This is a genomic window from Streptomyces olivoverticillatus, assembly GCF_014203555.1.
GTDB classification, from domain to species: Bacteria; Actinomycetota; Actinomycetes; order Streptomycetales; family Streptomycetaceae; genus Streptomyces; species Streptomyces olivoverticillatus.
This window is the reverse complement of the sequence record NZ_JACHJH010000005.1, coordinates 65,280-86,872: the sequence shown is the minus strand read 5'-3', so window position 1 is coordinate 86,872 and position 21,593 is coordinate 65,280. Positions and strand designations below refer to the sequence as shown.

Sequence of the window (21,593 nt, the reverse complement as noted above, 5' to 3'; positions counted from 1 at the left end):
GCTCCAGCAGGTCCTACTTGGCGGCGTCGGCGGCCTTGACCAGCGCGTCCTTGGAGACGGCGCCGACGTAGACCTTGCCGTCGTCCGTCATCAGGGCGTTGACGATGCGGGTGCTGAAGACGCGGCCGGAGCCGAACTTGCCCGACACCTTGGAGCCGAAGCCGTCCATCAGCGAGGAGGCCTCGGAGCCGTGGCTCTTGCCCTTGCCGGTGACCGCGGCGCCCGCGTCCTTGCCGCCCTTGATCTCGGCGATCGAGGTCCAGCCCTTGCCGATGACGTTCTTCGAGCCGGAGAAACCGGCGTCGGCGCCGGGCAGGCCCTCGGGCAGCTTGCCCTGGTGCTCGCGGCCCTGCTGCTCGTGACCCTGCTGCTTGCCGTCGCCCTCGGTGACCTTGGCGCCCTTGGGCGGGGTGAAGGAGAAGGTGTCCGCGCCCGGCTTGCCGAAGTCGACCTTGGTGAAGACCGCCTCGACGGCCGCCTTGCCGCCGCTCTTGGGCGAGAGGGTGAACTTCAGCGGGACGCCGTTCTTGGCGTCGACCGCGATCCGCACCGCGCCGACCGTCGACTCGGACTGCTTGGGCTTGATGACCAGCTGGTAGGCGTCCCGCCCGGCGACCTTGACCGTGCCGTCGACCGTGACGGCCGTCGTGTCGTCGGAGGCCGCCAGCACCTTCTTGGCCAGCTCCTGCGGGGACGCCTCGCCGATGCCGGTCTTGTCGCCCTTGTCGTCGTGCTTGCCGCCGCGCTTGCCGTCGGCCCGGTGCTGCCGATCGGTGGAGTGGTGAACGGTGTTGGTCGCGCTGTCGTACGCCCAGACCTGGTCGCCGTTGTGGATCACGCTGTACTCGGCGGCCTGCTCGACGATCGACACCCGCTGCTTGTCGGGGCCGTCGGCGGCCACCCGCAGCGTGTGCGTGCCGGACGCCAGTTCGGTCAGTTTGGCCTGCGGGTCGGGGGCGGAACCGCCCTTGTGGTCGCCGCCCTTGCCGCCCATGCCCGAGGCCAGACCGGCCGGGAGCGAGGGCAGACCCAGGTCGGTGGTGACCCGGACGGAGCCGGACAGCTGCTGCGTGTCCGACGCGGCCATCTTGGCTATGAGGTCCTGCGCGCTGATCTTCGGCAGATCGGGGCTGCCGGTGCTGGCGAGCGCCGAGCCGATCCCGATGGTCGCCGCCGCAACACCCGCCACCGCGACCGGCACCGCATAGCGAACCGCCTTCCGGCGGCCCGTGCCCGTCCCGGACGTGGACTCGTTCCGTGCCATGTGCCTCTACCTCCGTGGTCGCCGGCGGTCGCTCGCACTCAGGCTCAATTGTGGCCCGACCGCTCGGTGGGGGATTCCATTCCACCAAAGAGGGGGCCTGCGGACGTCAGCCGACGGGATCAACTCGCCATACGCCTTGGGTATGACGGGGCGTATGGCGAGTACTGCCGCACGGCTGACGGGCGGGGGTCAGCCCGCCCGGTGGACCACCGCGTCGCACAGCTGCTCAAGCGCCTGCTTGGCGAAGCATTCGGGGAGCGGCGCCAGCGTGGCCCGCGCCTCCTCCGCGTAGCGGATGGTGTCCCGGCGGGCCTGCTCCAGCGCGGGGTGGGCGCGCAGCCGCCGCAGCACCTCGCCGAGCAGCGCGTCGTCGCCGAGGTCGCCGTCGAGCATCGCGCACAGCTCCTGGTCCTCCGGCAGGCCGGAGGCCGCGGCGCGGGCGCGCAGGTGGAGGACGGGCAGCGTGGCGATGCCCTCGCGCAGGTCCGTGCCGGGCGTCTTGCCCGACTCGTGGGAGTCGCTGGCGATGTCGAGCACGTCGTCGGCGAGCTGGAAGGCGATGCCCAGCCGCTCGCCGTAGTGGGTGAGGGTCTCCACGATGCGCTCGTCGGCGCCGGACATCATCGCCCCGTAGCGCATGGAGACCGCGATCAGCGACCCCGTCTTGCCCTCGAGGACGTCCAGGTAGTGCTCGATGGGGTCGCGGCCGTCGCGCGGGCCCGCCGTCTCCAGGATCTGCCCGGTGACCAGCCGCTCGAATGCCTCGGCCTGGATGCGGACGGCCTCCGGGCCGAGGTCGGCGAGGATCCGGGAGGCGCGGGAGAAGAGGAAGTCGCCGGTGAGGACGGCCACGGAGTTGCCCCAGCGGGCGTTGGCGCTGTCCACGCCGCGCCGCACCTCGGCCTCGTCCATGATGTCGTCGTGGTAGAGCGTGGCCAGATGGGTGAGCTCGACGACGACGGCCGACGGCACCACCCCGGGGGCGTACGGGTCGCCGAACTGCGCGGCGAGCATCACCAGCAGCGGGCGGAACCGCTTGCCTCCTGCCTGTACCAGGTGCTGGGCGGCCTCCGTGATGAAGGGGACACCGCTCTTGGTGGCCTCCAGGAGGCCCTCCTCGACAGCGGCCAACCCGGCCTGGACATCGGCTTCAAGAGCCTGGTCCCGCACGCTCAGCCCAAAAGGCCCGACGACGGTCACGAGGGATACTCCTGTCTGCCTGCGAACACGGGGATTGTCGATGTGTCGCTGTCCTCTACCGAAAGTCAGCGTATCCGGTCGGCTCTCGATCACCGGCGGCGCCTCCGCGCCGATCCCCGTACTCGCCGATGTGGGCAGCCGTTCCGCCCAGCGGAACGGCTGCCCACATCGGGTGGTGCCGCTTAGAGCGCCGCCACGGCCCGTGCCAGGCGCGGCGAGGCGTAGTCCGTGCCGCACACGAACCGCATGACCGGCCCGTAGCTGGCCGCCGCGGGCAGCCCCGTGAAGAACAGCCCCGGCACCGAGGAGCGGTATCCGGCGCCCAGCCGGGGCCCGCCCGCGCTCACCGCGAGCCGGGTGCGCAGCCCCGCGCCCAGGAAGTCCAGCGCCGCCACGTCCATCCGGTAGCCGGTCGCCGCGATCACGTGGTCGGCCCGCAACTCGCTCTCCGCGCCGCTCTCCCCCTCGCCGGCGAGCGTGAGCACCGGGCGCCCCTGCTCCACGCGGGCCCGCACGATCCGCTTGCCGTCCGTCACCTGCACCCGGCCCACGAACCTCTCGCGCAGCCACCACGCCCCCAGCGGCCCCAGCACGCGCTGCACCAGAAACCGGCGCGTCGGCGCGGGCAGGCGCCGGAAGCCGTCCGCGTGGTACGAGAAGGCGTAGAGCGACCAGGCCCGCCCGAAGGGGGTGTCGGGCTTGAACGGCGACTGCCCGTCCGGCGCCGCGCCGAAGCGCACCGCGCCCCGCCGCCGGGCAACCACCCGTACGGAGGCGGCCCCCGCATCGGCCAGCAGCACCGCGGTCTCCAGGGCCGACTGCCCGGCGCCGACCACGACCACGTCGCGCCCGGCGAAGGCCGTCAGATCGCGGTGCTGGGAGCTGTGCGAGACCGGCCCGTTCACCGAGGGGCCCGCCGGCACGGCCGCGGCCAGCTCGGGCGGCAGCTGCGCCAGCCCGCTCAGCCCGCTGGCCACCACCACCGCCTTCGCGGCGAACTGCTCCCCGGAGTCCAGCTTCAGCTCGAAGCCGCCGCCGGAGCCGCGGCGGTCCACGGACACCACCCGCACCTGCTCCAGGGCCGGCACCAGCCGCCGCTGGAACCACAGGCCGTAGCGGGCGAAGGTCTCCACCGGGATGGTGTCCCAGTCCGACTCGTAGCGCTTCTCCCCCACGTCCTGGCAGAAGTCGAAGAGCGTGTGCCCCGGCTGCGGCGCGTCGATGCTCGACGCCACGGGGGTGGATTTCAGCAGCATCCCGGCGGGCATGTGCTCGCGCCAGCTCACCATCGGCGAGCCGAAGACGCGCGTCGGAACGGCGCGCGCCTTGAGATGTGCTGCGGTCGAGAGGCCGTACGGACCGGCCCCGATGACGGCTACGGGAAGTGTCACGAGTCCCCTCCCAGGGCGTTGCTCGGCGCGTTCGCCGGCCCGGCGGGGCCGGCGCTGGTTACTCGGCAGGGTGGTGCGCTGTCATTCGGCCGCGGCGGCAGCGGCCCGGCGCCGGTCCCGCCACAGCTGCCGTACGTGCCGCACGCCCGGCCGCACGAACCGGGCGAGCATGGTGAAGAACGGCTTCATGTCGTCACGGGCGGCCCACGCCAGCTCGGTGCCGCTGGCGCGGCGGGGAGCGTGGGGGGTGGTGTATCCGCTGCGGCGGTAGGCGGCGAAGGCGGGGAGGTCGATGTTCTCCACGATGAAGCGCCGCCCGGCGAGCTGTTCGCCCTCGGGCACCTGCCGTCCGGTGAGGTCCAGGTGCTGGGCCCGTACGACGTCGATGCCCGCCTCGTTCTCGAACAGGCGGAACTGGGCGCCCATCCGGGGGTTGAAGTCCAGCAGTTTGTACCGGCCGTCACGCCGGTCGAACCTCCAGTCCAGGTCGATGATCCCGCAGAAGCCGATCTGTTTGATGAACTGGGCGGCCATCGCGGCCAGTTCGGGGTTGTCCACGACGTAGGCGTTGGCCGTCATGCCGGCGTGCGGCGGCCAGGAGCGCACCTTGACGCCGGTGAACAACGCCAGCGGGGTGCTCTCCGCGTCGAAGTAGGCGTGCACGATCCAGTCCTCGGCCTGGTCGCGGGGCAGGTACTCCTGGAGGATCACGCCCGGGGACGGTCCCCAGGCCTTCGCCAGCTCCAGCAGCTCGCGGGGGCCCTTGATGCGGGTGGTGCCGTGCACGGCCGGATGTCGGCGGCGCTCGAACGCCTCGCGGTTCTTGGCCACCAGAGGGAAGGCGGCCACCGAGGCGTACTTCTCGATCTCCTCGTACGAGGCGGGGAAGAGGGCCGCCGGGGAGGGCACCCCGTGCTCCACGCACAGCTCGTGCAGCCCCTGCTTGCTCGCCAGTCTGCGCGGCAGGCCGCTCTCCACCGGCGGGAAGAGGAAGGGGCCCGCCAGCTCCTCGGCGTGCTCGGCGATCAGCACCGCCGCTTCCTCGTCCGTGGGGATCAGCACCGCCGGGCGGCCGATCCGCCGGCCGATCTGCAGCAGCCCGGCCACCAGCTCCTCGGCCCGCTCGGTGCCGGTCGTCGGCCAGACGAAACCGGACCGCAGATAGCGGGAGACGGCGGCGGGCGTCCAGCTGTCCTCGGTGATGGCGTACATGGGGACTCCCAGCCGGCCGAGACTGCGGATCGCCCCGACTCCGCCATGGTGCAGGGGATAGTCGCCGATTTTCACGATCAGCCCCGGAACGGACCGGTCCACCGCCACGGGCGCACTCCTGCTCGCCACCAGCACCCCCCTCGGCCACTCAGCCTCAGCGGCCCCCCATTGAGTGTGACCCGACTTAGGACGCTACTTCGGAATCCACGCCTCCAGCAAGGAGTTACCGGACATTGCCCACCCTTTAGCCAGTGGTCGGACACCTGTCGGACACCCCTTGCCCCGCGGAGATCAACCCGTACTGTGTGGGGAACGGCCCACCCGGCCCCACGGAGCGTCCCAGGAGAAGGCGAGGCAGCGTCCCATGCCCCAGCACAGCCCCCGTGAGCTGCCCGAAGGCGACCCCTTCGGCGCGCACACCCTCCCCTACGGCGTCTTCACCACCCCCGACGCACCCGACCGCCCCCGCATCGGCGTCCGCTACGGCGCACACGTCCTCGATGCGGCCGCGGCCGCCGAGGCGCACGGCTCCGCCCACGCGCCCCTGCTGGCACAGCCGACCCTCAACCCCCTGATGGCGGCGGGCCGCGAGGTGTGGCAGGCGGTGCGCGCGGAGATCCGCGGCTGGCTGGACGGCCCGCACTTCCACCCGCTGGCCGAGGTGAACCTGCACCTGCCCTTCGAGGTCGCCGACTACGTCGACTTCTACGCCAGCGAGCACCACGCCACCAACGTGGGCCGCATCTTCCGCCCAGACGGCGAGCCCCTCACGCCCAACTGGAAGCACCTGCCCATCGGTTACCACGGGCGTTCGGGCACCGTCGTGGTCTCCGGCACCGACGTCGTGCGCCCCCAGGGCCAGCGCAAGGCCCCCGCCGACCCCACGCCCTCCTTCGGGCCCTCGCTGCGGCTCGACATCGAGGCCGAGGTCGGCTTCGTCGTCGGCACGCCCGCACCGGTGAACACCCCCGTCGCGCTGGCCGACTTCCGCGAGCACGTCTTCGGCGTCTGCCTCGTCAACGACTGGTCGGCCCGCGACCTCCAGGCGTGGGAGTACGTGCCGCTCGGCCCGTTCCTCGGCAAGTCCTTCGCCACCTCGGTCTCCGCCTGGATCACCCCGCTGGACGCCTTCGACGAGGCCCGCACGGCCCCGCCCGCGCGGACGTTCCCGCTGCTGCCCTACCTCGACGACGCCCACGCCGAGCCCGGCGGCATCGACCTGCGCATCGAGGTGACCGTCAACGGCGAGACGATCTCCCGGCCGCCCTTCTCCGCCATGTACTGGACGGCCGCGCAGCAGCTGGCCCACATGACCGTCAACGGCGCCTCGCTGCGCACGGGCGACCTCTTCGCCTCCGGCACCGTCAGCGGCCCCGAGCCCGACCAGCTCGGCTGCCTCCTCGAACTCACCCAGGGCAAGGGCCCCTACCTGGCCGACGGTGACGAGGTCACCCTCACCGCCTGGGCCCCGGGCCCGGACGGCGCCCGGATCGGCCTCGGCGAGGTCACCGGCCGGATCGTCCCGGCGCGCACCGCGCCCGCGCCCGGCGCATGACAGACCCCGCCGCCGCGCTCATGCTGCCGGAGGAAGTGCTGCTGCTCTCCCTCAACCCGGTCTCCGGAAGCCGGCTGTGCCAGGGCCGCTTCCTGCAGTACGCGGTGGCGGGGGCGGCCCTGGCGGAGCTGGAGCTGAGCGGGCACATAGCCGAGGAGCGCGGGCGGGCGGTGGTGACCCACCCCATTCCGCCCGGCGATCCGCTGCTGGCGGACGCGCTGGCGAGCCTGGGCGTGTCCGCCAAGGGGCGGCGCGCGGGCTCGCCCCGGGTGCGGGCCTGGGTGCGCCGGGCGGCCCGGCGCCAGGAGGAGGAGTGGCTGGCCCGCCTGATCGAGCGGGGTGCGCTGCGTGCGGAGACCCGTCGCTTCCTCGGCTTCGTCCCCTATCACCGCTTCCCGGCCGGGCAGGCCGAGCGGAGCACGGAGGTGCGGCAGCGCTTCGACGCGGCGCTGCACGCCGGGCTGCCCACGCCGCGCGAGCGCAAGCTCGCCGCGCTGGTGGCGGCGGCGGGGGTGACGTCGCGGCTGTATCCGAGCTGGGACCAGCGGTCCGTGCGCAGGTCGTTGCGGCGGCTGGTGCACGAGGAGTGGACGGCGCTGGCGGTCTACCGCAACGTGCGGGAGGACCGGGCGAGCCAGTCCGGCGGGGGCGGCTGAGCCGGTCGGGCTGTGCCGCCCGGGAGGCGGCCTGTTAGCTTGCCTGCTCGGTGCGACGGGCTGAGGAGATGCGGTGCGCGAGGCGGCACGGTGGACAGGGGCGGCGGTCATAACCGCCGTGCTGGTGACGGGTTGCGGTACGAGCGGGGGCGGCGGCAAGGGCGCCGGGGAGACGTCGGCGGCGCAGCAGCCGTCCGCCTCGCCGACGGCGTCGGCACATCCCTCACGGCCGGGCATCGTGGCCCCGGGCGTCCCGGGCGCCTCGGCCAACCCTTCCCAACAGAAGCCGGACGGAAAGAAGTTCGACGGCATCTGGGTGTCGACCACCTCGGACGGGGTGAGCATGCACATCGTCGGCACCTCGGCCGTCTACTCCGACCCCGAGTCCACCTGCATGGGCGAGGCGCGGCAGTCCGAGTCCGCGGCCACGCTGGACCTCAAGTGCAACGGCAAGCAGAGCGCCATCTCCGGCACGGCGGCCCTGCTGCCGGGCGGCAAGGCGATCAAGGTGGCGTGGCAGAACGGGCGCATCAACACCCTTCAGAATCCGGGCGCCATCAAGGTCGAACTGCCCAAGCTGGATGACTTTCCCACTTCGCCCGCCGGGCGGCCCTCGGAATGATCCGGCCCGGTTCCGCTGCTAGCTTGTCGTGTTCAGATCCATAAAACGGTGAAAACGACGAGAGGGCGCACGTGCGCAAGGCAGTACAGATCACGGGGGCGGCGGTCTTCGCCGCTGTGCTGATGACGGGTTGCAGCAAGAGCAGCGACGGCGGCGACAAGAAGGTGCCCGCGACGCCTCCGGCGGCCGCCGGCTCGCAGGCGCCCGCCGCGCCCGCCGCGGGTGGCGCGAGCAGCGCTCCCGCCGGTGGCACGACCGGCTCGGTGGACGGCGCCTGGGGCACGGCCCAGAGCGCGGACGGCGCCGTGGGCCTGTCCATCCACGGCTCCAAGGGCGCGGTCGTCAACGGCAAGCACATCTGCCCGGGTGAGGTGAACCAGAGCGCCAAGCCGGTCACCCTGACCCTCAAGTGCAACGACGGCGACACCACCCGCAGCCAGGGCACCATCGTGAGCTCGGACGGCAAGTCGCTCACCGTCTCCTGGGCTTCGGGCCGCAAGGACACCTTCGTCAAGGCCGACGGGGCCGGGGCGGCGGGCGGCGCCGGGCAGCTTCCCGACCTGAGCAAGATCGGCCACTGACGCGCCGCATCGCACCGCACGCACCGCCGCCCGGCACCCTGCGCAAGGGTGCCGGGCGGCGGTCTGCGTACCGGGCGCTCAGCGCGCGAACACCGCGGCCTGTCCGGCCAGGTCCAGGAAGTACTGCGGGGCCACGCCGAGGACGACGGTGACGATGACGCCGAGTGCGATGGCCACGGACGTCACCGGGCTGGGCACGGCGACCGTCGGGCCGTCCGCCTTCGGCTCGCTGAAGAACATCAGCACGATCACCCGGATGTAGAAGAACGCGGCGATCGCCGACGACAGCACACCGATGATCACCAGCGGCGCCGCCCCGCCCTGCGCCGCCGCCTTGAACACCGCGAACTTCCCCGCGAATCCGCTGGTCAGCGGGATGCCCGCGAAGGCCAGCAGAAAGACCGCGAAGACCGCGGCCACCAGCGGCGAACGCCGCCCGAGCCCGGCCCACTTGGACAGGTGCGTGGCCTCTCCGCCGGCGTCGCGCACCAGCGTGACCACCGCGAACGCGCCGAGGGTGACGAAGGAGTACGCGGCCAGATAGAAGAGGACCGAGGACACCCCGGCCGGGCTGACGGCGATGACACCGGCGAGGATGAACCCCGCGTGGGCGATGGAGGAGTAGGCCAGCAGCCGCTTCACATCGGTCTGGGTGACGGCCACGATGGCGCCCACGAGCATGGTGACGATCGCGACGCCCCACATCACCGGCCGCCAGTCCCAGCGCATGCCGGGCAGGACGACGTACAGCAGCCGCAGCAGCGCGCCGAAGGCGGCGACCTTGGTGGCGGCGGCCATGAAGCCGGTGACCGGCGTGGGGGCGCCCTGATAGACGTCGGGCGTCCACATGTGGAACGGCACCGCACCCACCTTGAACAGCAGCCCCATCAGCACCATGGCTCCGCCGACGAGGAGCAGTGCGTCGTTGCCCATCGTGTCGGCGAGCGCCGGGCCGGGCGTCTGGACGTTGCCGCTCACCACGTCGGCGATGCCCGCGTAGGTGACCGTGCCCGCGTAGCCGTACAGCAGCGCCACGCCGAACAGCAGGAACGCCGAGGAGAAGGCGCCCAGCAGGAAGTACTTGACGGCCGCTTCCTGCGAGAGCAGCCGCTGGCGGCGGGCGAGGGCGCACAGCACGTACAGGGGGAGCGAGAAGACCTCCAGCGCGACGAAGAGCGTCAGCAGGTCGTTGGCGGCGGGGAAGACCAGCATGCCGCCGATCGCGAAGAGGAGGACGGGGAAGACCTCGGTGGTCACGAAGCCCGCCATGACCGCGCGCTGCTCGGCGTCGCCGCCCGGCACGGCACCGGCCTGCGCGGCGAAGGAGTCCACCGGCCTTCCCTGCACGGCCGGGTCCAGGCGCCGCTCGGCGAAGGTGAAGACGGCGACGAGGCCGACGAGCAGGACGGTGCCCTGGAGGAAGAGCGCCGGCCCGTCGACGGCGACGGCGCCCATGGCTGCGACGTGCGCCTTGTCGTGGGCGTAGCCGCCGACGGCCAGGGCGACCACGGAGGCGAAGGCGGCGGCCAGGCCGACCACGGTCAGCAGGACCTGGGCGTGGTAGCGGGCGCGGCGCGGCAGGAACGCCTCGACGAGGACGCCCAGCAGGGCGGCGCCGAGCACGATGAGCACCGGCGCCAGCTGGGCGTACTCGATGTGCGGCCCGGGGATCTTCTTCGGCGCGTCGGCCGCCAGTGTCCACAGGCTGTGGACAGATGCTGCGTGGCTCACTTCGCGGCCTCCACGTCATGGGCTGTCACGGGGGCTTTCACGGGCACGTCGGGCCGCGGGTCCGTCTTGTGCACCTGCGACATCGTGTGCTCGACCGCCGGATTGACGATCTTCGTCAGCGGTTTGGGGTAGACGCCGAGGAACAGCAGCAGCGCGATCAGCGGCGCCACCACGGCCAGCTCCCGCGCCCTGAGGTCGGGCATCCGGCGCACCTGTTCGCGCACGGGGCCGGTCATCGTGCGCTGGTAGAGCACCAGCACGTACAGCGCGGCGAGCACGATGCCCAGCGTCGCGATGCCCCCGATGACCGGGTGCCGGGTGAACGTGCCGACCAGCACCAGGAATTCGGAGACGAACGGCGCGAGCCCCGGCAGCGAGAGCGTGGCCAGGCCGCTCACCAGGAAGGTGCCCGCGAGCACCGGCGCCACCTTCTGCACGCCGCCGTAGTCGGCGATGAGCCGCGAGCCGCGCCGGGAGATCAGGAAGCCCGCGACGAGCATCAACGCGGCGGTGGAGATGCCGTGGTTGACCATGTAGAGCGTCGCGCCGCTCTGGCCCTGGGTGGTCATCGCGAAGATGCCCAGGATGATGAAGCCGAAGTGCGAGATCGAGGCATAGGCGATCAGCCGCTTGATGTCCCGCTGCCCCACGGCCAGCAGCGCCCCGTAGAGGATGCTCACCAGCGACAGCACGAGGATCGCCGGCGTCGCCCACTTCGACGCCTCGGGGAAGAGCTGGAGGCAGAAGCGGAGCATCGCGAAGGTGCCGACCTTGTCGACCACCGCCGTGATCAGCACGGCCACGGGCGCGGTGGCCTCGCCCATGGCGTTGGGCAGCCAGGTGTGCAGCGGCCACAGCGGCGCCTTCACCGCGAAGGCGAAGAAGAAGCCGAGGAACAGCGCCCGTTCGGTGGTGGTCGCGAACTCCAGCCTGCCGTCCGCCCGCGCCTGGGTGATCTCCTGGAGCGAGAAGGTGCCGGCGCCGAGCTGGTGGGCGGTGACCGCGTACAGCCCGATGACGGCGGCCAGCATGATCAGGCCGCCCGCGAGGTTGTAGAGCAGGAACTTCACCGCGGCGTACGAGCGCTGGGCCGCCGTCTCGGCCTCGCCGTGCTCCCCCGCCCGGTCGCCGAAGCCGCCGATGAGGAAGTACATCGGGATGAGCATGGCTTCGAAGAAGATGTAGAAGAGGAAGACGTCGGTGGCCTCGAAGGCGATCAGCACCATCGCCTCGACCATGAGGATCAGGGCGAAGAAGCCCTGGGTGGGCCGCCAGCGCGAGCTCTTGGTCTCCAGGGGGTCGGCGTCGTGCCAGCCCGCGAGGATCACGAACGGGACCAGTACGGCGGTCAGGGCGATCAGCGCCACCGCGATGCCGTCCACGCCCAGCTCGTAGCGGACCCCGAAGTCCTTGATCCAGGCGTGCGACTCGGTGAGCTGGAACGGGCCCTTGGCGCCCGGCGCGAAGCGCACCAGCTGCACCGCCGCGAGCACCAGCGTGGCCAGCGAGAACGCCAGCGCCGTCCACTTGGCGGCGGTGCGCCGCGCCGCCGGCACGGCGGCCGTGGCCACCGCGCCGAGCGCAGGGACGGCCGCGGTGAGCGTCAGCAGGGGAAATGACATGACTAGACCGCCCTCATCAGCAAGGTGGCGGCGATGAGCACCGCCGCGCCGCCGAACATCGAGACCGCGTACGACCGGGCGTAGCCGTTCTGCAGCTTGCGCATCCGGCCCGACAGGCCGCCGACGGAGGCGGCGGTGCCGTTGACCACGCCGTCGACCACGGTGTGGTCGACGTAGACAAGGCTGCGGGTGAGGTGTTCGCCGCCGCGGACCAGCACCACGTGGTTGAAGTCGTCCTGGAGGAGGTCGCGGCGGGCCGCCCGGGTGAGCAGCGAGCCGCGCGGCGCGGTGACCGGCACCGGCCTGCGCCCGTACTGCGCCCAGGCGAGCGCCACGCCCACGACGAGGACGGCCATGGTGGCCGCGGTGACCGTGAGCGCGCTGACGGGAGAGTGGCCCTCCTCGTGGCCGGTGACGGGCTCCAGCCACTTCACGAAGGCATTGTTCACCGTGAACAGGCCGCCGGCGAAGACCGATCCGACGGCGAGGACGATCATCGGGACGGTCATGGTCCTCGGCGCCTCGTGCGGGTGGGGCAGCTCGCCCGCGCCGTGCGCGGCCGCGGGCTCGGCGCCGGGCTCCGCCGGGGAGGGGGCGGGCTGCCAGCGCTTCTCGCCGAAGAAGGTCATCAGCATGACGCGCGTCATGTAGTAGGCGGTGATGGCCGCGCCCAGCAGCGCCGCCCCGCCCAGGATCCAGCCCTCGGTGCCGCCCTTGGCGAAGGCCGCCTCGATGATCTTGTCCTTGGAGAAGAAGCCGGACAGGCCGGGAAAGCCGATGATGGCCAGATAGCCGAGGCCGAAGGTGACGAAGGTGATCGGCATGTATGTCCGCAGGCCGCCGTAGTGCCGCATGTCGACCTCGTCGTCCATGGCATGCATGACGGAACCCGCGCCGAGGAAGAGGCCGGCCTTGAAGAAGCCGTGCGTCACCAGGTGCATGATCGCGAAGACGTAGCCGACGGGGCCCAGCCCGGCGGCGAGGATCATGTAGCCGATCTGGGACATGGTCGAGCCCGCGAGGGCCTTCTTGATGTCGTCCTTCGCGCAACCGACGATCGCACCGAAGAGCAGCGTGACCGCACCGACCGTGACCACGGCCGTCTGGGCGTCCGGCGCGCCCTCGAAAATGGCCCCGGAGCGGACGATCAGATAGACCCCGGCCGTGACCATCGTGGCCGCGTGGATCAGCGCCGAGACGGGCGTCGGGCCCTCCATCGCATCGCCGAGCCAGGACTGCAGCGGCACCTGGGCGGACTTGCCGCAGGCGGCCAGCAGCAGCATCAGCCCGATCGCGGTCAGCCGCCCCTCGCCCGCGCCGTCCGCGCCGCCGAGGACGGGGCCGAAGGCGAAGGTGCCGAAGGTGGTGAACATCAGCATGATGGCGATCGAAAGGCCCATGTCGCCCACGCGGTTGACCAGGAACGCCTTCTTCGCCGCCGTGGCCGCGCTCGGCTTGTGCTGCCAGAAGCCGATCAGCAGGAACGAGGCCAGGCCGACGCCCTCCCAGCCCACGTAAAGCAGCAGGTAGTTGTCGGCCAGGACCAGCAGCAGCATCGCGGCCAGGAAGAGGTTGAGGTAGCCGAAGAACCGGCGCCGCCGCTCGTCATGGGCCATGTAGCCGACCGAGTAGAGGTGGATCAGCGAGCCGACGCCCGTGATCAGCAGCACGAAGGTCATCGACAGCTGGTCGAGCTGGAAGCCCACGTCGGCGCGGAAGCCGCCGACGGGCACCCAGCTGAACACCGTGACGCCCAGCTCCCGGTCGTCGCCGCTCCTGCCCAGCAGGTACGCGAAGAGCACCACGCCGATGACGAAGGACACGGCCGCGAGCAGCGTGCCGACCCAGTGCCCGGCGCGGTCCAGCCTGCGCCCGCCGCACAGCAGCACGGCCGCGCCCAGCAAAGGGGCAAGGACGAGCAATCCGATGAGGTTTTCCACCGTCAGTGTCCCCTTACAGCTTCAGCAGGCCGGAGTCGTCGACCGAGGCCGAATGACGGGAGCGGAAGATCGTCACGATGATGGCGAGGCCGATGACGACTTCGGCGGCGGCCACGACCATCGTGAAGAAGGCGATGACCTGGCCGTCGAGATTGCCGTGCATCCGGGAGAAGGTGACGAACGCGAGGTTGCAGGCGTTCAGCATCAGCTCGATGCACATGAAGAGCACGATGGCGTTCCGCCGGATGAGCACTCCGGCCGCGCCGACGGTGAACAGCAGGGCGGCCAGATAGAGGTAGTTGACGGGGTTCACTGGGCGGCTCCCTTCCGGCCCTCGCCCTGCTTCTGCCCCTGCCACTCGCTCGAGCGCTGCTCCAGCGCCGCGAGCTCCCCCAGCGCCTCGGCCGACACGTCGCGGATCTGGCCGCGGGCGCGCAGCGTGGCGTTGACCGTGAGCTCCGAGGGCGTGCCGTCGGGCAGCAGGCCGGGGACGTCGACCGCGTTGTGCCGGGCGTAGACGCCGGGGGCGGGCAGCGGCGGCACCTGCTTGCCGCGGCGCACCCGCGCCACGGACAGCTCGCGCTGCGTGGGGGCGCGCTCGGTGCGCTCGCGGTGGGTGAGGACCATGGCCCCCACTGCCGCGGTGATCAGCAGGGCGCCGGTGATTTCGAAGGCGAAGACGTACTTGGTGAACAACAGGGCGGCGATCCCCTGGACGTTGCCCCCGGAGTTGGCCTGGCCGAGCCCGTCGAAGCTGCGCAGCGAGGCGTTGGCGATGCCGGCGAACAGCAGGACGCCGAACCCCAGGGCGCACAGCGCGGCCAGCCACCGCTGCCCGCGGATCGTCTCCTTGAGGGAGTCCGCGGCGGTGACGCCCACGAGCATCACCACGAACAGGAACAGCATCATGATCGCGCCGGTGTAGACGATGATCTGGACGACGCCGAGGAAATACGCGCCGTTGGCCAGGTAGAAGACCGCGAGCACGATCATCGTGCCGGCCAGCGACAGGGCGCTGTGCACGGCCTTCCTCATCAGCACCGTGCCCAGCGCGCCGCCCGTGGCGACGACGGCCAGGATCCAGAACTGGACCGCTTCGCCCGTCGACGTCATCGAGGCGGTGGCGGCAGCGTTCATGCCTCCACCCCTTCCTCGTGGTCCTCCTGCGGCCGCTCGCCCTGGGAGCGGGCCGGCTGCCGGACGGTGCCCGGCGCGGCGCCCGTCACCAGGCCCCGGTAGTAGTCCTCTTCGGTCATGCCGGGATAGATCGCGTGCGGGGTGTCGACCATGCGCTCGTCGAGCCCGGCGAGCAGCTGCTCCTTGGTGTAGATCAGTGACTCGCGGCTGGCGTCGGCCAGTTCGTACTCGTTGGTCATCGTGAGCGCGCGGGTGGGGCAGGCCTCGACGCACAGGCCGCACAGGATGCAGCGCAGGTAGTTGATCTGGTAGACGCGGCCGTAGCGCTCGCCCGGCGAGTAGCGCTCCTCGTCGGTGTTGTCCGCTCCCTCGACGTAGATCGCGTCGGCCGGGCAGGCCCAGGCGCACAGCTCGCAGCCGATGCACTTCTCCAGGCCGTCGGGGTGCCGGTTGAGCTGATGGCGGCCGTGGAAGCGCGGCGCGGTGTGCTTCTTCTCCTCCGGGTACTGCTCCGTCAGCCGCTTCTTGAACATGGCCTTGAAGGTCACGCCGAAGCCGGCGACGGGGTTCTGCAGCGGGGGCCGGGAAGACCGGTCAGACACGGCCGCCCTCCTTTCCGTCACTCAGAGTATCCACTCCGCCACTGACAATGAGCTCGCGATCCCCGCGCGGCCTGCGCCGGGGCACCGGCGGCAGGCTCTGGCCGGGCATCGGCGGCACCGGGAATCCGCCCGCCATCGGGTCGAAGGCGGGCGGCGGGCCGTCGGCCGGCTCGGCGCCCCGCCTGCCGTCGCGGTCGCGGAAGACGTCGACGACGAAGGACAGCAGCAGCACCGCCAGCAGCGCGCCGCCGACGTAGAGCACGATGCTCTGGAAGCCGTAGTTCTCGTTGCGCAGCGCCCGCACGGTGGCGACGAGCATCAGCCACGTCACCGACACCGGGATGAGCACCTTCCATCCCAGCTTCATCAGCTGGTCGTAGCGCACCCGGGGCAGCGTGCCGCGCAGCCAGATGAAGAAGAACAGCAGCAGCTGCACCTTGACGACGAACCAGAGCAGCGGCCACCAGCCGTGGTTGGCGCCCTCCCACAGGGACAGCGGGTACGGGGCCTGCCAGCCGCCCAGGAAGAGGGTGGTCGCGACCGCCGAGACCGTCACCATGTTCACGTACTCGGCGAGCATGAACATCGCGAACTTGATCGAGGAGTACTCGGTGTTGAAGCCGCCGACCAGATCGCCTTCGGACTCCGGCATGTCGAAGGGGGCACGGTTGGTCTCGCCCACCATCGTCGCGATGTAGACGAGGAAGGAGACCGGCAGCAGCAGCACGTACCAGCGGTCGTGCTGCGCCTCGACGATCGCCGACGTGGACATGGAGCCGGAGTAGAGGAAGACCGAGGCGAAGGCCGCGCCCATCGCGATCTCGTAGCTGATCATCTGTGCGCACGAGCGCAGCCCGCCCAGCAGCGGATAGGTCGAGCCGGAGGACCAGCCGGCCAGCACGATGCCGTAGACGCCCACGGACGCGACGGCGAAGATGTACAGGACGGCGATCGGCAGGTCCGTCAGCTGCATCGTCGTGCGGTGCCCGAAGACCGAGATCTCGTTTCCGGCCGGGCCGAAGGGGATCACGGCGATCGCCATGAAGGCCGGGATCGCCGCGACGACCGGCGCCAGCAGGTAGACGACCTTGTCGGCGCGGCGGACGATCACGTCCTCCTTGAGCATCAGCTTGATGCCGTCCGCGAGCGACTGCAGCATCCCCCACGGCCCGTGCCGGTTGGGGCCGATGCGCAGCTGCATCCAGGCGACGACCTTGCGCTCCCAGACGATGGAGAAGAGCACGGTCACCATGAGGAACGCGAAGCAGAAGACCGCCTTGACGACGACCAGCCACCACGGGTCCCGGCCGAACATCGACAGATCCTCGGCCGCGAGGTGGTGCAGCGAGGGGTTCACGACCGCTCCTCCGTCTCCGGCGTCCCGGCGCCCGCGCCGGTGTCCGCCCCGATCCGTACGAGCCCGCCCGGGCGGACCCCGGTGTCCGAAGCGACGCCGCCGCCCACGGAGTTCAGCGGCAGCCACACCACCCGGTCGGGCATCGGTGTGATCTGCAAGGGCAGCCGGACCGTGCCCGCCGGGCCGGTCACCGCCAGCACCTCTCCGTCGCGCACCCCCGCCTCCACGGCCGTCGCCGCCGAGAGCCGGGCGAGCGCCGGATGCCGGGTGGCCGCCAGCGCGTCGTCACCGTCCTGCAGCCGGCCCCGGTCGAGCAGCAGCCGGTGCCCCGCGAGCACCGCCTCCCCGCGCTCCGGCCGCGGCAGCGCGGCCGCGCTCGAAGCCGGCCCCGCGGCCCGCTCCCCCGCCCAGCACCCCAGCCGGGTCAGCTCGGCCCGCGCCGCGGAGACGTCCGGCAGCGCGAGGTTCACCTCCATGGCGTCCGCCAGCATGTGCAGCACCCGCAGGTCCGGCAGCTGTGCCACGCCGTGCGTCAGCTGCTCCCGGCGGATCGCCGGCTCGAACGGGCGGGCCCTGCCCTCCCAGTCGAGGAACGTCCCCGCCTTCTCGGCCACCGCCGCGACCGGCAGCACCACGTCCGCCCGGTCCGCCACCTCGCTCGGCCGCTGCTCCAGGCTCACCAGGAAGCCCACCGCGTCCAGGGCCTCGCGGGCCCGCGCCGGATCGGGCAGGTCCGCGACCTCCACGCCGCCCACCAGCAGCGCCGACAGCTCGCCGGTGGCCGCGGCCTCCACGATGTGGCCGGTGTCCCGGCCGGGGCTGCGCGGCAGCTCCCCGACGCCCCACGCGGCCGCCGTCTCCTCCCGGGCCCGGGGATCGGTGGCCGGGCGGCCGCCGGGCAGCAGCCCCGGCAGGGCGCCCGCCTCGACCGCGCCCCGCTCGCCCGCCCGGCGCGGGATCCACACCAGGCGCGCGCCCGTCGACGCGGCCGCCGCCACCGCGGCCGTCAGGCCGCCCGGCACGCCCGCCAGCCGCTCCCCGGCCAGGATCACCGCGCCGGGGGCGCGCAGCGCGTCGGCCGCCGCCCGGCCGTTCGCGTCCAGCCCCGCCGCCGACCCCTCGGCCAGCGCCCGCAGCCACTCCGTCTCCGTGCCGGGCGCGGCGGGCAGCAGCGTGCCGCCCGCCTTCCCCAGGCCCCGTGTGGCGTGCGTGGCCAGGGCGAAGGTGCGCTGCCCGTGCTTGCGCCACGCCTTGCGCAGTCGCAGGAAGATGCCGGGCGCCTCCTCCTCCGCCTCCAGGCCCACCAGGAGCACCGCGGGCGCCTCCTCCAGCGACCGGTAGGTGACTCCGGAGCCGTCCAGATCCCGCCCCCGACCGGCCACTTCGGCCGCCAGGAAGTCGGCCTCCTCGGCGCTGTGCACCCGCGCCCGGAAGTCCACGTCGTGCGTCTCCAGGGCGATGCGGGCGAACTTGGCGTAGGCGTACGCGTCCTCGACGGTCAGCCGCCCGCCCGTGAGCACCCCGGCGCGGCCCCGGGCCGCGCCCAGCCCGCGGGCCGCGGCCTCCAGGGCCTCGGGCCAGCTCGCCGTCCGCAGCACCCCGTCGGCGTCCCGCACCAGCGGGGTGGTGAAACGCTCCGGCCGCTGCGCGTAGCGGAACGCGAAGCGCCCCTTGTCGCACAGCCACTCCTCGTTGACCTCCGGGTCCTCCGCGGCCAGGCGGCGCATCACCTTGCCGCGCCGGTGGTCCGTGCGCACCGCGCAGCCGCCCGCGCAGTGTTCGCACACCGACGGCGAGGAGACCAGGTCGAAGGGGCGGGCCCGGAACCGGTAGGCCGCCGACGTCAGCGCGCCCACCGGACAGATCTGGATGGTGTTGCCCGAGAAGTACGACCGGAACGGATCGCCCTCGCCGATGCCCACCTGCTCCAGCGCGCCCCGCTCCAGCAGCTCGATCATCGGGTCGCCCGCGATCTCGTTGGAGAAGCGGGTGCAGCGCGCGCACAGCACGCACCGCTCCCGGTCCAGCAGCACCTGCGCCGAGATCGGCACCGGCTTCTCGTAGGTGCGCTTGCGGCCCTCGAAGCGGCTGTCGGCCTGGCCGGCGGACATCGCCTGGTTCTGCAGCGGGCACTCGCCGCCCTTGTCGCAGACCGGGCAGTCCAGCGGATGGTTGATCAGCAGCAGCTCCATCACGCCGCGCTGCGCCTTCTCGGCGACGGGCGAGGTGAGCTGCGTCTTGACCACCATGCCGTCCGTGCACGTGATGGTGCAGGACGCCATCGGCTTGCGCTGGCCCTCGACCTCCACGATGCACTGGCGGCAGGCGCCGACGGGATCGAGCAGCGGATGGTCGCAGAAGCGCGGGATCTCGATGCCGAGCAGCTCCGCGGCGCGGATCACGAGTGTGCCCTTGGGCACCGAGACGGCGATGCCGTCGATGGTGACGGACACCAGGTCGTCGGGCGGAACGGCCGCGCCTCCCCCTCCGGAGGGTGCGGACGTGGTGACGGTCATACGTGCACCTCCGGGTGCGACTGGTCGGCCCACACGGTGGACTTCGCCGGGTCGAAGGGGCAGCCCCGGCCCTTGACGTGCTGCTCGTACTCGGCGCGGAAGTACTTGAGCGAGGAGAAGATCGGGCTCGCGGCGCCGTCGCCGAGGGCGCAGAAGGACTTGCCGTTGATGTTGTCGGCGATGTCGGCGAGCTTGTCGAGGTCCGGGATCCGGCCCTTGCCCGCCTCGATGTCGCGCATCAACTGCACCAGCCAGTAGGTGCCTTCGCGGCAGGGCGTGCACTTGCCGCAGGACTCGTGGGCGTAGAACTCCGTCCAGCGCGTCACCGCCCGGACGACGCACGTCGTCTCGTCGAAGCACTGCAGCGCCTTGGTGCCGAGCATGGAGCCGGCCGCACCCACGGCCTCGTAGTCGAGCGGCACGTCCAGGTGCTCGTCGGTGAGCAGCGGCGTCGAAGAGCCGCCGGGGGTCCAGAACTTGAGCCGGTGGCCGGGGCGCATGCCGCCGCTCATCCCGAGCAACTGGCGCAGGGTGACGCCCAGCGGCGCCTCGTACTGGCCGGGGGAGGCGACGTGGCCGCTGAGCGAGTAGAGCGTGAAGCCCGGGGACTTCTCGCTGCCCATCGAACGGAACCATTCCTTGCCGCGCCGGAGGATCGCGGGAACCGAGGCGATGGACTCGACGTTGTTCACCACAGTGGGGCACGCGTACAGGCCCGCGACGGCGGGGAAGGGGGGCCGGAGCCGGGGCTGGCCGCGGCGCCCTTCGAGCGAGTCGAGGAGGGCCGTCTCCTCGCCGCAGATGTAGGCGCCCGCCCCCGCGTGCACGGTGATGTCGACGTCGAGTCCGCTGCCCAGGACGTTCCGGCCGAGATAGCCCGCCGCGTACGCCTCGCGCACGGCCTCGTGCAGCCGCCGCAGCACGGGGACGGTTTCGCCGCGCAGATAGATGAAGGCGCGGTTGCAGCGGATCGCGTAGCAGGCGATCAGCATGCCCTCCAGGAGGGAATGCGGATTGGCGAAGAGGAGGGGGATGTCCTTGCAGGTGCCCGGCTCGGACTCGTCCGCGTTGACCACGAGGTAGTGCGGCTTGCCGTCGCCCTGCGGGATGAACTGCCACTTCATCCCGGTGGGGAAGCCCGCGCCGCCGCGGCCGCGCAGCCCGGAGTCCTTGACGTAGGCGATGACCTCGTCGGGGGACATCGCCAGGGCCTTGCGCACGCCCTGGTAGCCCTCGTGCCGCAGGTAGGTCTCCAGCGTCCAGGAGCGGGGCTCGTCCCAGAAGGCGCTCAGGACGGGCGTGAGCAGTTTCTCCGGGCTGGTCTCGAAGATCTCCGGTGCCACGGTCATCCTTCCCCCTCCTCGGTGACCGGACCGCTGGGGTGGTCGGGGTCCGAGGCGGATGTCTGCTGCGGAGACTGCTGCGTCCCGGAGGGACTCGTTGAGGGGTGGTGGTCGGGCGACGGGCGGGCGTGGGAGCTCGGGTGCCGGGGCGGCTGCTCGTCGTGCGGGGGCGCGCCGCGCGGCGGTCCCACGCGGGCCGGGGCGCTCTCGCCCTTGGCCAGCCGCAGCCCCGCGAGCGAGGCGGGCCCGGCGCCGCCGCCCGCCTCGACCGCGCCCGGCCGCTGGTCGGGGAAGCCGGCCAGGATGCGGGCCGTCTCCTTGTACGTGCACAGGGGCGCCCCGCGGGTGGGGGTGACGGTGCGCCCGGCGCGCAGGTCGTCGACGAGCCGCTCGGCGCTCCCGGGCGTCTGGTTGTCGAAGAACTCCCAGTTGACCATCACCACCGGCGCGAAGTCGCAGGCGGCGTTGCACTCGATGTGCTCAAGGGTGATCTTGCCGTCTTCGGTGGTCTCTCCGTTGCCGACGCCCAAGTGGCGCTGGAGCGCGGCGAAGACGGCGTCGCCGCCGAGCACCGCGCACAGGGTGTTGGTGCACACCCCCACCTGGTACTCGCCGCCCGGCTTGCGCCGGTACATGGTGTAGAAGGTGGCCACCGCCGTCACCTCGGCCGTGGTGAGCCCGAGGAGATCCGCACAGAAGCGGATGCCGGTGCGGGAGACGTGGCCCTCCTCGGCCTGGACGAGGTGGAGCAGGGGCAACAGGGCGCTGCGGCTGTCGGGGTAACGGCCGATCACCTCACGGGCATCCGCCTCCAGCCGGGACCGCACGTCCTCGGGGTAGTCGGGTGCGGGGAGTTGGGGCATC

18 protein-coding genes are annotated in these 21,593 nt (G+C 72.0%); 4 read left to right on the top strand and 14 right to left on the bottom strand.

Annotated features, from left to right (window positions below; genetic code table 11):
- Positions 1–13 precede the first annotated feature (13 nt).
- From FHS39_RS17520 to FHS39_RS17505, 4 genes are all read right to left on the bottom strand, one after another.
- Complete coding sequence (locus tag FHS39_RS17520) at positions 14–1,264, bottom strand: LolA family protein (RefSeq protein WP_184350297.1); 1,251 nt, start codon at positions 1,262–1,264, stop codon at positions 14–16.
- Positions 1,265–1,453: 189 nt separating this feature from the next.
- A complete protein-coding gene (locus tag FHS39_RS17515; RefSeq protein ID WP_184350296.1) occupies positions 1,454–2,464 on the bottom strand; it encodes a polyprenyl synthetase family protein in 1,011 nt (336 codons plus the stop codon).
- A gap of 182 nt (positions 2,465–2,646) precedes the next feature.
- The gene (locus FHS39_RS17510) at positions 2,647–3,855 is read right to left on the bottom strand and encodes an FAD-dependent oxidoreductase (RefSeq protein WP_184350295.1); all 1,209 of its coding nucleotides are present in this window, start codon (positions 3,853–3,855) and stop codon (positions 2,647–2,649) included.
- An 81-nt stretch (positions 3,856–3,936) separates the two neighbouring features.
- Positions 3,937–5,196: a carboxylate--amine ligase gene (locus tag FHS39_RS17505; RefSeq protein ID WP_343069626.1), complete on the bottom strand. Its 1,260-nt coding sequence runs from the start codon at positions 5,194–5,196 to the stop codon at positions 3,937–3,939.
- A 235-nt stretch (positions 5,197–5,431) separates the two neighbouring features.
- On the opposite strand from FHS39_RS17505, the gene fahA reads away from it, so the two are divergent.
- The 4 genes from fahA to FHS39_RS17485 all read left to right on the top strand — a co-directional run bounded on the left by fahA (position 5,432) and on the right by FHS39_RS17485 (position 8,481).
- Complete coding sequence (fahA, locus tag FHS39_RS17500; RefSeq protein WP_184350294.1) at positions 5,432–6,622, top strand: fumarylacetoacetase; 1,191 nt, start codon at positions 5,432–5,434, stop codon at positions 6,620–6,622.
- Positions 6,619–7,278, top strand: coding sequence for a GOLPH3/VPS74 family protein (locus tag FHS39_RS17495; protein WP_184350293.1), 660 nt, complete (start codon positions 6,619–6,621; stop codon positions 7,276–7,278). The genes fahA and FHS39_RS17495 overlap by 4 nt, the downstream gene beginning before the upstream one ends.
- A gap of 73 nt (positions 7,279–7,351) precedes the next feature.
- The gene (locus FHS39_RS17490) at positions 7,352–7,900 is read left to right on the top strand and encodes a hypothetical protein (RefSeq protein ID WP_184350292.1); all 549 of its coding nucleotides are present in this window, start codon (positions 7,352–7,354) and stop codon (positions 7,898–7,900) included.
- 71 nt (positions 7,901–7,971) lie between these two features.
- Complete coding sequence (locus tag FHS39_RS17485) at positions 7,972–8,481, top strand: hypothetical protein (RefSeq protein ID WP_184350291.1); 510 nt, start codon at positions 7,972–7,974, stop codon at positions 8,479–8,481.
- A gap of 78 nt (positions 8,482–8,559) precedes the next feature.
- On the opposite strand, the gene nuoN is transcribed toward FHS39_RS17485, so the two are convergent.
- The 10 genes from nuoN to nuoE are packed head-to-tail and all read right to left on the bottom strand — an operon-like array spanning position 8,560 to position 21,592.
- A complete protein-coding gene (gene nuoN, locus FHS39_RS17480) occupies positions 8,560–10,212 on the bottom strand; it encodes an NADH-quinone oxidoreductase subunit NuoN (protein WP_184350290.1) in 1,653 nt (550 codons plus the stop codon).
- Positions 10,209–11,834, bottom strand: a complete 1,626-nt coding sequence (locus FHS39_RS17475) for an NADH-quinone oxidoreductase subunit M (RefSeq protein WP_184350289.1) — start codon at positions 11,832–11,834, stop codon at positions 10,209–10,211. Before FHS39_RS17475 ends, nuoN begins: the two co-directional genes overlap by 4 nt.
- Positions 11,835–11,836: 2 nt before the next feature.
- A complete protein-coding gene (gene nuoL / locus FHS39_RS17470) occupies positions 11,837–13,774 on the bottom strand; it encodes an NADH-quinone oxidoreductase subunit L (RefSeq protein WP_184350288.1) in 1,938 nt (645 codons plus the stop codon).
- 13 nt (positions 13,775–13,787) lie between these two features.
- Complete coding sequence (gene nuoK, locus FHS39_RS17465) at positions 13,788–14,087, bottom strand: NADH-quinone oxidoreductase subunit NuoK (RefSeq protein WP_184350287.1); 300 nt, start codon at positions 14,085–14,087, stop codon at positions 13,788–13,790.
- Positions 14,084–14,911 carry an NADH-quinone oxidoreductase subunit J gene (locus FHS39_RS17460; protein ID WP_184350286.1) on the bottom strand — a complete coding sequence of 276 codons (828 nt, stop codon included), beginning with the start codon at positions 14,909–14,911 and terminating at the stop codon, positions 14,084–14,086. Before FHS39_RS17460 ends, nuoK begins: the two co-directional genes overlap by 4 nt.
- Entirely contained in the window at positions 14,908–15,513 is a 606-nt protein-coding gene (gene nuoI / locus FHS39_RS17455) for an NADH-quinone oxidoreductase subunit NuoI (RefSeq protein WP_184350285.1), read from the bottom strand. The genes FHS39_RS17460 and nuoI overlap by 4 nt, the downstream gene beginning before the upstream one ends.
- Positions 15,506–16,828, bottom strand: a complete 1,323-nt coding sequence (nuoH, locus tag FHS39_RS17450) for an NADH-quinone oxidoreductase subunit NuoH (protein WP_184350620.1) — start codon at positions 16,826–16,828, stop codon at positions 15,506–15,508. The genes nuoI and nuoH overlap by 8 nt, the downstream gene beginning before the upstream one ends.
- A gap of 38 nt (positions 16,829–16,866) precedes the next feature.
- Positions 16,867–19,386: an NADH-quinone oxidoreductase subunit G gene (locus FHS39_RS17445; RefSeq protein WP_184350284.1), complete on the bottom strand. Its 2,520-nt coding sequence runs from the start codon at positions 19,384–19,386 to the stop codon at positions 16,867–16,869.
- Positions 19,383–20,735 carry an NADH-quinone oxidoreductase subunit NuoF gene (nuoF, locus tag FHS39_RS17440; protein WP_184350283.1) on the bottom strand — a complete coding sequence of 451 codons (1,353 nt, stop codon included), beginning with the start codon at positions 20,733–20,735 and terminating at the stop codon, positions 19,383–19,385. The genes FHS39_RS17445 and nuoF overlap by 4 nt, the downstream gene beginning before the upstream one ends.
- Positions 20,732–21,592: an NADH-quinone oxidoreductase subunit NuoE gene (nuoE, locus tag FHS39_RS17435; RefSeq protein ID WP_184350619.1), complete on the bottom strand. Its 861-nt coding sequence runs from the start codon at positions 21,590–21,592 to the stop codon at positions 20,732–20,734. The genes nuoF and nuoE overlap by 4 nt, the downstream gene beginning before the upstream one ends.
- Position 21,593: the final 1 nt, after the last annotated feature.

Coding starts and splice junctions, on each gene's coding strand:
- FHS39_RS17520 (WP_184350297.1), bottom strand. CDS start 1,264: ATGGCACGGAACGAGTCCACGTCCGGGACGGGCACGGGCCGCCGGAAG.
- fahA (WP_184350294.1), top strand. CDS start 5,432: ATGCCCCAGCACAGCCCCCGTGAGCTGCCCGAAGGCGACCCCTTCGGC.
- FHS39_RS17495 (WP_184350293.1), top strand. CDS start 6,619: ATGACAGACCCCGCCGCCGCGCTCATGCTGCCGGAGGAAGTGCTGCTG.
- FHS39_RS17475 (WP_184350289.1), bottom strand. CDS start 11,834: ATGTCATTTCCCCTGCTGACGCTCACCGCGGCCGTCCCTGCGCTCGGC.
- FHS39_RS17460 (WP_184350286.1), bottom strand. CDS start 14,911: ATGAACGCTGCCGCCACCGCCTCGATGACGTCGACGGGCGAAGCGGTC.
- nuoH (WP_184350620.1), bottom strand. CDS start 16,828: ATGTTCGGCCGGGACCCGTGGTGGCTGGTCGTCGTCAAGGCGGTCTTC.
- FHS39_RS17445 (WP_184350284.1), bottom strand. CDS start 19,386: ATGACCGTCACCACGTCCGCACCCTCCGGAGGGGGAGGCGCGGCCGTT.
- nuoF (WP_184350283.1), bottom strand. CDS start 20,735: ATGACCGTGGCACCGGAGATCTTCGAGACCAGCCCGGAGAAACTGCTC.
- nuoE (WP_184350619.1), bottom strand. CDS start 21,592: ATGCCCCAACTCCCCGCACCCGACTACCCCGAGGACGTGCGGTCCCGG.